7 protein-coding genes and 1 tRNA gene are annotated in these 10,128 nt (G+C 44.0%); all 8 read left to right on the top strand.

Annotated elements, in window-relative coordinates; translation table 11 throughout:
* Positions 1-405 precede the first annotated feature (405 nt).
* A tRNA-Thr gene (locus STRDD11_RS06310) sits at positions 406-478 on the top strand.
* 143 nt (positions 479-621) lie between these two features.
* The gene (locus STRDD11_RS13875) at positions 622-3,396 is read left to right on the top strand and encodes a hypothetical protein (RefSeq protein ID WP_128836472.1); all 2,775 of its coding nucleotides are present in this window, start codon (positions 622-624) and stop codon (positions 3,394-3,396) included.
* Between the two features lie 183 nt (positions 3,397-3,579).
* Positions 3,580-6,909 carry a hypothetical protein gene (locus STRDD11_RS14275; RefSeq protein ID WP_241209345.1) on the top strand — a complete coding sequence of 1,110 codons (3,330 nt, stop codon included), beginning with the start codon at positions 3,580-3,582 and terminating at the stop codon, positions 6,907-6,909.
* A gap of 173 nt (positions 6,910-7,082) precedes the next feature.
* Positions 7,083-7,529, top strand: a complete 447-nt coding sequence (locus tag STRDD11_RS06295; protein WP_002908049.1) for a LytTR family DNA-binding domain-containing protein — start codon at positions 7,083-7,085, stop codon at positions 7,527-7,529.
* Between the two features lie 4 nt (positions 7,530-7,533).
* A complete protein-coding gene (locus STRDD11_RS06290; RefSeq protein ID WP_002908050.1) occupies positions 7,534-8,208 on the top strand; it encodes a LiaF transmembrane domain-containing protein in 675 nt (224 codons plus the stop codon).
* 130 nt (positions 8,209-8,338) lie between these two features.
* Entirely contained in the window at positions 8,339-8,527 is a 189-nt protein-coding gene (rpmB, locus tag STRDD11_RS06285) for a 50S ribosomal protein L28 (RefSeq protein ID WP_001140948.1), read from the top strand.
* Between the two features lie 143 nt (positions 8,528-8,670).
* Positions 8,671-9,036, top strand: coding sequence for an Asp23/Gls24 family envelope stress response protein (locus tag STRDD11_RS06280; RefSeq protein ID WP_002893676.1), 366 nt, complete (start codon positions 8,671-8,673; stop codon positions 9,034-9,036).
* A 2-nt stretch (positions 9,037-9,038) separates the two neighbouring features.
* Positions 9,039-10,128: DAK2 domain-containing protein (locus STRDD11_RS06275; protein ID WP_241209344.1), on the top strand; the 1,090-nt coding region annotated here is incomplete at its 3' end.

The raw sequence follows: 10,128 nt of genomic DNA, 5'->3' as shown, positions 1-10,128 counted from the left end.
AAAAGTTTTTTACCAAAACAAAGCGAGACTGAAAGACTTTTTTATACAGTATCTTCCAAAAGATTCATCCCTCTGTGGGTGAGGACGCAGCCATCATGGGAGTCTGTCTCAGCCTCAATGAAGTCTTAAGAGATGTTGTTTTTGCCGGATTAGAAAATATTCTGAGAGGAAAATAATTAACAATGATATCGTTATAAGGATATGGAAAAAGTTAGCCAAAGTAGTTTGAGCCAGCTTGTTCTTTTTTTGCTTTTTCTTAGCCTCATTTTAAGGAGGTGTTTGAATCAAGAGACAAAACTGTGGATGTGCCGGCGGCGAAAGGACCATTGGAACACCGATGTAGATATTCGAGTGAAATTCGCTCTTGACAAAAAAATTCAGAGTGCTAGAATAGAGAAGTAACTTGCCGATTTAGCTCAGTTGGTAGAGCAACGCACTCGTAACGCGTAGGTCACAGGTTCGAGCCCTGCAATCGGCATATTTTGACTGATAGAAATCTTGTGAAAGCAAGGTTTCTTTTTTTACTGAACAGGGTGTCAACTGTAAAGGCCTGAATGCAGAGAGATTAAAATATCTTTACATGGTGAAAAAATCGAGAAAATCAAAAAGAAATATGGTACAGTGAAATGGTATAAAAAGAAAGGAGGAGTATTTATGAAAAAACGATTCATGCTTTTTTTGATTTTACTAACGACCTTATTTGCCTGTGCTGGACATGTTCGGGCATTTGATGGCTTTTCAGGTGGCTTTTCTGGTTCCGGAGGTTTCGGTTCGTCGAATGATTCATCCAGTGGATTGGGGAGCGGTTTGTCAGCCGATCCTAACAGCTTGGGTTCTTTTCCTTCCGATTCTGCAGGTTCATCCGGTGGCTTAGGCAGCGGCTTGATAGCTGATCCGAACAGCTTAGGCAGTTTTGCTTCCGATTCATCCAGTGGATTGGGCAGCGGCTTGACGGCTGATCCGAACAGCTTAGGTAGTTTTGTTTCCGATTCTCCATCAAGTTCTCCTGTTGCAGCGCCCGCACCTGCGTTCTCAGGTGACGCTGCTGCTCCAGAAACAGCGGCCCCAGAGACCCCGGCTGCTCCAACTGCTGATGTTAGTAATCCAGCTGCGCCGGCTGCTGGTGCAAGTGATGCGGCGGCGCAAGGTACTTCAGCCTCTGATTCTGCAAATCCATCCAGTGATTTAGGCAGCGGCTTGACAGCCAATCCGGACAGTTTGGGCGATTTTTCATCCGATTCTGCCGAGGACACTTCGGATTCGAATGACTCATCCGGTGATTTGGGCAGCGGTTTGACGGCTGATCCGAACAGCTTAGGCAGTTTTACTTCCGATTCTCCAAATACAGCCGGTTCAGCTGTTGATTCTTTGGACGAATCAGCAAGCGATGCCCCAGTTTCTGCTAATGCTGCAGCGCCCGTACCTGCTGCCCCAACCGCTGATGTGAGTGATGCTGCGACTCCAGAAACAGCGGCCCCAGAGACGCCTGCTGCTCCAACCGCTGATGTGAGTAATCCAGCTGCGCCGGCCGCTGGTGCAAGTGATGCGGGGGCGCAAGGCACTCCAGCCTCTGATTCTGCAGGTTCATCCAGTGACTTAGGCAGTGGCTTGACAGCCAATCCGGACAGTTTAGGCAGTTTTGCTTCCGATTCTCCAGCAGCAGCCGGTTCAGCTGTTGATTCTTTGGACGAATCAGCAAGCGATGCCCCGGTTTCTGCTAATGCTGCAGCGCCGGCGCCTGTTACTCCAACACCTGACGTGAGTGTTGCTCCCGCTCCAACTGCTGAAGCAGGTAATGCTGCAACTGCAGAGTCAGTGGCCCCAGAGACGCCTGCTGCTCCAACTGCTGAAGCAGGTCATCCAGCGACGCCAGCAGCCTCAGAAACTCCAGAATCAACGACTTCAAGCACTTCTTCTGCTCCAACCGCTGATGTGATGAGTGACACTGCCACATCAGATTCTGCGTCCTCAGAGGCAGCAGCCGCTGATACGAGTGATTCAGCACCATCCGTTTCAGGTGCTCCTGCTAGCGCTGCTGCATCAGCAAATGCGGACGATGCCGCTTCCGCTTCTGATTCTGCAGAGAATTTGTCTGATTCATCCAGTGATTTAGGCAGCGGCTTGACTGCGGATACAGAAGATTTAGGCGACTTTTCTTCGGATTCTGGTAATGACAGATTTGGCACAAAACCAACCACCGACCTAGGCAGCGGTTTAACGGCCGATGCGGACAGTTTGGGCGATTTCAATACAGATGAAAGCTCAGATTGGAGCAGCACTGGCCCGAATTCGGCATCCGATTCCGCTAATGCAGGCAATGATTTGACTGCGGATACAGAAGATTTAGGTGACTTTTCTTCGGATTCTGATGATGACAGATTTGGCACAAAACCAACCACCGACCTAGGCAGCGGTTTAACGGCCGATGCGGACAGTTTAGGTGATTTCAATACAGATGAAAGCTCAGATTGGAGCAGCGCTGAGCCGGATTCGGCATCCGATTCCGCTAATGCAGGCAATGATTTGACTGCGGATACAGAAGATTTAGGTGACTTTTCTTCGGATTCTGATGATGACAGATCTGGCACAAAACCAACCACCGACCTAGGCAGCGGCTTGACGGCTGATGCGGACAGTTTGGGTGATTTCAATACAGATGAAAGCTCAGATTGGAGCAGCGCTGAGCCGGATTCGGCATCCGATTCCGCTAATGCAGGCAGCGAATTGGCAGTCAATCCAGACAAAGTTTCTGAAACAACGACAACAAATACAGAAGAAAGAAAGAACCCTAATATGTGGGGGACGGATAATGGAAAACCTTTTTCTAATCCAACGACTGTTTTAGGTAAGATTGGAGAGGCGATTTATGACGGAGTAGATGGTATTACAGAAAAAATTATAGGGGTATCCTTAACTGAATTGGGAACATATGTATCTCCTGATCCTCAGCCAGTCCCTGAAGAAGTTCTAACCCCAGCTGGATCCTTAAATTATAATATAATGCAAGGAACCCCGCCGGTTCTTGGAGCGGGAGTGGTCAAAACAAGCGAAACAGGTGCGCGATATGCCGCTAAGATTGCTGACCATGAAGTTACCGCTGGTGCTTTAGACGGTGCTCACATTTTGCTTACAGGAGAGACACTAACAGGAAAAGATGCAGTTCCAGATAGTTCTCCTCTGTCTGAACCTGTTGGTCGGATTGCTATTATTGGAAATAACGTTATTGGAGCCCGAACAGGGGTAGAGCCTTTGGATGTTATTATTGGTGTGACAGGCTACAATCCGATTACTGGGGAAAAAGAGGACCGTATTCCCTCATTATTTGGAATTTCCAAAGGAGTGAAGGGAGGACAAAAGGGAGCCCCTAAGGACTCAAGTGACGGTCAGAAAAAATAACCTCTTTTATCATTCTACCGAAAACCGGGCATCGTCCCGGTTTTTTCTTCTCTTGAAAATGTCAATTATATATGACAATAATATGTCGAAAATATTACGATATTTTTAAATGTTACAAAATAATAGCAAATATGATAAAATTATGGTACAGTATAATAGCAATTAATAAAAGGAGGAGCGCTTGTGAAGAAAAAATTAATGCTTTTGGTTTTGTTGGGTGCTGCGTTTGTCCATATTGGACAAGTTCATGCTTATGACGGGGATTCCAGTGATTCTGGCGGATATTCCGATACTTCCGATTCGGACAGCTATGGTTCCGACTCTGACAGCTTTGGTTCGGATGCTTCCGATTCGGACAGCTATGGTTCCGACTCTGACAGCTTTGGTTCGGATGCTTCCGATTCGGACAGTTATGGTTCCGACTCTGATAGTTTTGGTTCAGCTGCTTCCGATTTGGACAGCTATGGCTCAGACTCTGACAGCTTTGGTTCGGATGCTTCCGATTCGGACAGTTATGGTTCCGACTCTGACAGTTTCGGTTCAGATTCTTCGGATTCCGGTGGTTTCGGTTCCAGTACTTCGGATTCTGGCGGTTTTGGCTCTAGTTCTTCGGATTCCGGCAGTTTAGATTCAAACTCTTCAGACTCTGGAAGCTTTGGTTCCAGTACTTCGGATTCCGGTGGTTTCGGTTCCAGTACTTCGGATTCTGGTAGTTTTGGTTCCAGCTCCTCAGATTCCGACGGTTTCGGTTCAAGCTCTTCAGACTCTGGAAGCTTTGGTTCAGGTTCTTCAGATTCCGACAGTTTCGGTTCCAGTACCTCGGACTCCGGTAGCTTTGGTTCAGGTTCTTCAGACTCCGGTAGTTATGGCTCCTCCACTTCAAATAGTGATAGTCTAGGTTTCTCAGATTCTGGAAGTTTCAGCTCTTCAGATTCTAACAGCTTCGGCGGCTATTCTACTTCAGATAATGATAGTCTTGGAATCTCTACTTCAAATAGTAGCCTTGGATCGTCAGATAGTTCTGGGAATTGGTCAAGTATTGGCGACAGCGACTTGTCAAATGGATCTGGAAGCTGGTCCAGTATTGGGGATACTAGTTCGTCTAAGGATAACAGCGACTTTTCCAGCTTTGGTGATGCTATTTCATCGGGCAACAATTATAGTTCTGGAAGCTGGTCTAGCATTTCTGACGGCAATACAAGTTCTGCAGATTTGAGCGCAGGAAATTGGACGAGCACCAATGATTCAGTCGCTAAGAAATCTTCCGAGATTTCCGACTCTTTTAGTGATTTTGATACAGGTAATTGGTCTCGAACATCTGATACCTTGGCTGATAATGCTTCGTCAACCAGCAAGACAGTGAGTGACTTTACTTCAGGCGATTGGTCAAAAGTATCTGATTCATCAAGCGATAACTTTTCAACAAGTGGCTTAGGTCTGAACGACTTTACAGCAGGTGACTGGTCACATGTATCAGATTTTACCGACAATAAAACGTCGACAAGCGCTGCTTATAGTGATTTGGGGGCAGATAATTGGTCTAGAATCAATGATTCTTTCAACAATTCGGCTTCGTCAACTACCACGGCAACAGATGATTTTACAACAGGAGACTGGACTCGTGTAACTGATGCATTTGGAAGCCAGGTTTCCAACAAAAGTAAGTCTCTAAGTGATTTGACACTTGGTGATTGGGCCAGTGTTCAGGATGCTGCGTCAAGAACAGCAAGTCTCTCTCCATTGGAGGGTGAATATACTCTTTCTGCAACAAAACCTACAGAGGACTTTGTTAGCACGTCACCAGTAAATCAATGGTCTGGCTTTAATCCAGTCGAGGGTGATTGGAAGCAGATTGATATCTCTGAGAAATCAAAAACTGTTAACATACCAACGATGTCAGAGGCGTTGGCTGATTGGGCAGGCTTCAAGCAGACAACCACGAGTAATGAAGGACTCCCAGGCTTTGCTTTAGACTATGCATCCTCTCTGACAGCAACAGGAAAAAATCAATTGCCGGGTTCATTTATAGACGGAGATTGGCAATGGGTCAGCGAAAGTAAGCCCACTTCAACCCTTTTTAACAATCCTTTAGCTACAGAGGACGTACTCACTAACCAAACTCTTCCAACGACGGTTGACTTAGGCTTATCTCAAACTTTTAGTCGAACACCAGAAGACTACTATCAAGCAGGTGCGATGTTTGCAGGGCCGGGTGCTACTTACCACAGAATGACCTCGGATCCCAAAGCGTTATCTGAAAGATTTCAATACGAGTTTAACAGGGATATAAATAATTACAGAAATGCTATGAATAAATCTGCTAAACAGCATTTGACAAATGATTTTGAAGTCAAAGATGATAGACGTTTTAAAGATTTAGGTTATGTTGGAGCTGCAATAGATAATATGGCAGCTAGCTCATCCTCTAGACTTGCAGCGAATCGAGTCTCTTCTAATGAGTTAGCATATTTAGGTGTGGTAGGTGGAAATCTCGCATTAGATGGGGCAACTGCTGTAGTAAATAATGTTAATAAATTTGCAGACAAACCAGGAGTTGGCTCTACTTCAAGAATGCTTAGTATTGGTTTAAATGCTGCAAATGGCTTGCCCCCTACTGCTGTTGATATGAGGGATATGGCTGCTATTATGGCGGAGAGGGAGAAAAAGACAGAGCCTAGTCCAGGTTATCATAAACTAAAACAAGAAGTTTATAAAGCGTTTCAAGATAGGGATACTAAAAAACTGAGTAAAATATCTAACGAAATCGAGAAGCAAATTGGGGACTATTTTGATCCACTGACAAATGGTATTAAAAGAGACTTCTTTAAAACCCCAGCGTCAGAAAAAGAGGCAAAGAAGGCGGCCAAAGAGACGACTGCTGTTGGCGGATTTAGTTTATATCCAGAGAAGTTTAATAAATATGTAGAAGGTAAGAAAAAAGACTTAGACACTTTTATTGAAAATTCAACCAAAAAGAAATCAACAGACAGTGAAAACATGAAAATGCTTAAAAATGCTGGCTATGCGATAGGAACATTTGCGTCTTCAAGAGGGAAGAAAGCAATAGATCAAGTCACTAAGTCTGCAAGAGCTATTACCAAAGTTGCAGATAAGCAAGAAGTTCAAGATGCTGCTCTATTGCTAAGCACAGGATTTAACTACTCACAAGGCATTCCTTATAGTCCAGAAGCCAAGATGGTTGAAAATGAAGCGTTAGAACGAATGTCTAATCGATGGAATTCTTTCAAAGCATACATGACAGAATTTGGTAAAGCATGGGAAGAAAGGGACGCAGTTAAGAGTGCTAATATGATGAAAGATATTTATAGAACTACTACAGATTATATAGGTGACTTTAAAGGAGCTGCAGGAGGAGCGAAAAAAGCTGGGAAAGCCCTAACGACTCCAATAGATAAAATCAGAAATTTTGGTAAGTCTAAAACTGACTCTAAACAATCTGTATCTAAGACTTCCACTCCGTCATCAAAAGCCTCTAAAAACAAGAAAAACTAATTCCTTTTCCTTATATTGTCAAAAAACCGGGACGAGACCCGGTTTTTTGATGTTTGATTCTTGTCAATGTTAGCAGCAAACCACTTACCGCCCAAAATCTACCACTTACTGAAAAAGCCTTGTTTCTCATTTTGAAACTGATATAATAAACGTAGAAAGTAAAGGAGGTAGCAATGAAAATTCGAGTAGAACTGGATTCGGATTTAGCGGAAGTAGAGATTGTCATCAGGGCTGCTCGATTTGATGCTCAGCTCGAGCAAATTCAGCAAGCTCTGGAGCAAGCAACGGCACCGCCCATTATTTTTTATAAGGGAGCTAGCGAATATTTTCTGGATATTGACAATATTCTCTTTTTCGAGACTGACGGTAGCAAGATTTTTGCTCATACGCGTGAGGATGCTTATGAAGTCAAGCACAAGCTCTATGAGTTGGAAGACCGCCTGCCCTATTATTTTTGTCGCATATCCAAATCCAGCATTATCAATAGTAAGGCGATTTACTCGCTGGAAAAATCCTTTTCGGGCAGTAGCAGCGTCCGTTTCTACGATACCCATAAGGAAGTGTATGTGTCTAGGCACTATTATCAAATTTTAAAAGAAAAGTTAAACGAAACGAGGTAACATCATGAGAAAAACAATATTAGGACTGGCTTGCTTACTTCTAGCAGCTTGGGTACTTTTGCAGGGGAATTTCGGGATTCCCGTTATTCACATCAATGTTTGGCCTTTGTTGGTCATTATGGGCTTTGTCTATTTTTCAGCGGAGAGCTTCTATTCTGGCAACATTCCGCTAGGTTTTATCTTTGCCATTATCGCTTTTATCATTGCTAATAGCACTTACGACCTCTTGCCCAATATCTCAGCAAGCGCAGTTAGTTTTGCTGGTATTCTAGCCTGTATCGGTGTCAATTTCTTGGTCAAACCTAGCAAAAAATGGAAATTAAGGCATTTTTCTAAACATTTTTCTGGCGAAGAAATTGGTGGCGAAGGCATTGTCTTTGGCTCAGGCACCCGTTATGTCAATAAGGACAATTTTAGCTATGATGAGCTGACTTGCTCTTTTGGTAGTGCCAAGGTTTACTTTGACAACGCTAAGATAGCTGGGGATTCAGCGACTTTTAAAGTGGAAGTTGCTTTTGGTAATGCCACTCTCTTTGTTCCAAGCTCTTGGCAGGTTGTCAGCAAGGTTGCTTGTGCTTTTGGCGGTGTTTCTCAAGTTCGCGATACCAGTGAAAAAGAAAAAACGCTCTATTTAGAAGGCAGCGTGGCTTTCGGTCATTTGAAAGTGATTTATATCTAATTATTTCTTGTTTTAAAAAGGTGATTATTTGCAAAACTTGGGAACTAGCTCTTGCCAAACTCGGTAAAGTATGGTAGACTTTATAAGTATGTGGTAAAACACCTTAAACTAATCAGGAGGATAAGTATCAATGGCTAAAGTATGTTACTTTACTGGTCGTAAGACTGTATCAGGAAACAACCGCTCTCACGCGATGAACCAAACAAAACGCGCTGTTAAACCAAATCTTCAAAAAGTTACTGTTTTGATTGACGGTAAACCTAAAAAAGTTTGGGCTTCAGCTCGTGCCCTTAAATCAGGTAAAGTTGAACGCGTTTAATCTTTATTTAAAAAGGATGGAAAATTTCCGTCCTTTTTTTGCTTGGGAATTTCCGCCTAGACAGTTGATTTAGACCCTTCCTCTTTTACACCCTGTATAAAATATGGTAGAATAAACTATAAAATACTTTTGAGGTACAAATTATGACTGTGAAAATTAATACAAAAGATGGTCAAATTGAGCTGACTGATGATGTGATTGCGACAATCGTCGGAGGTGCAGCGACTGAAATTTTTGGTGTAGTTGGCATGGCCAGCAAAAACGCAATCAAGGATAATTTTCAAGCCCTTTTAGGAAAAGAAAACTATGCTAAGGGCGTGGTTGTGAAAGCGACTGATGAAGGTGATATCGCAGTTGATGTCTACACTGTGTTAAGCTATGGAGTCAAAATCAGCGAAGTTTCCAAAAACATCCAAGAGCGTGTTAAATTCAGTTTGGAAAACAAGCTCGGAATTACTGCCCATGCAGTGAATGTTTATATCCAAAATATTAAAGTCGTAGGAGAATAATCGTGGCAAATATTACTACTAGTTTATTCCAAGAAATGGTGCAGGCAGCATCTACTCGCTTAAATAAACAGGCTGAATATGTAAACTCTTTGAATGTCTTCCCAGTTCCAGACGGAGATACAGGTACCAACATGGGCATGACCATTGAAAATGGTGCTAAGGAAGTGGCAGACAAGTCTGCTTCAACAGTTGGCGAAGCAGCAGGTATCTTTGCGAAAGGCCTTTTGATGGGTGCGCGTGGTAACTCAGGTGTTATCACTTCCCAGCTTTTCCGCGGTTTTTCTCAAAGCGTGAAAGAGCATGAAGAACTGACTGGTGAAGATTTAGCTCTGGCCTTTCAGTCTGGTGTAGAAGTGGCCTACAAGGCAGTTATGAAGCCGGTCGAAGGGACTATTCTGACCGTTTCCCGCGGAGCTGCTATCGGTGCCAAAAAGAAAGCAGAAAGCAGCAATGATGCTGTTGAAGTGATGCAGGCAGCTCTTGAAGGAGCCAAGGCAGCTCTGGCTAAGACACCGGATATGCTGCCGGTTCTGAAAGAAGTCGGCGTAGTTGATTCCGGCGGTCAGGGTCTGGTCTTTATCTATGAAGGCTTCCTGTCAGCCCTTACCGGCGAGTACATCGCTTCTGAAGACTTCGTGGCAACGCCTGCGACCATGTCTGAAATGATTAATGCAGAACATCACAAGTCAGTAGCCGGCCATGTAGCAACAGAAGATATTACTTTCGGCTACTGTACGGAAATCATGGTGGCTTTGAAAAAGGGCCCGACCTATGTCAAAGACTTTGATTATGACGAATTCCGCAATTACTTAAATGAGCTGGGCGACTCTCTTCTGGTGGTCAATGATGATGAAATTGTCAAGGTCCATGTCCATACGGAAGATCCGGGCTTGGTCATGCAGGAAGGGCTCAAATACGGCAGTTTGGTCAAGGTTAAGGTTGATAATATGCGCAACCAGCACGAAGCTCAGATCGAAAAAGAAGAGCGCACAGCCAAACCGGCTCAGGAAAAGGAATACGCCCTTATCGCAGTGGCAGCAGGAGATGGTCTGGCTGAGATTTTCAAAGCCCAGGGGGTTGACTATATCATCT

Origin of the sequence: Streptococcus sp. DD11 (genome assembly GCF_001578865.1) — a bacterium.
Taxonomy (GTDB): domain Bacteria; phylum Bacillota; class Bacilli; order Lactobacillales; family Streptococcaceae; genus Streptococcus; species Streptococcus panodentis.
This window is presented reverse-complemented; position numbering and strand designations above follow the sequence as displayed.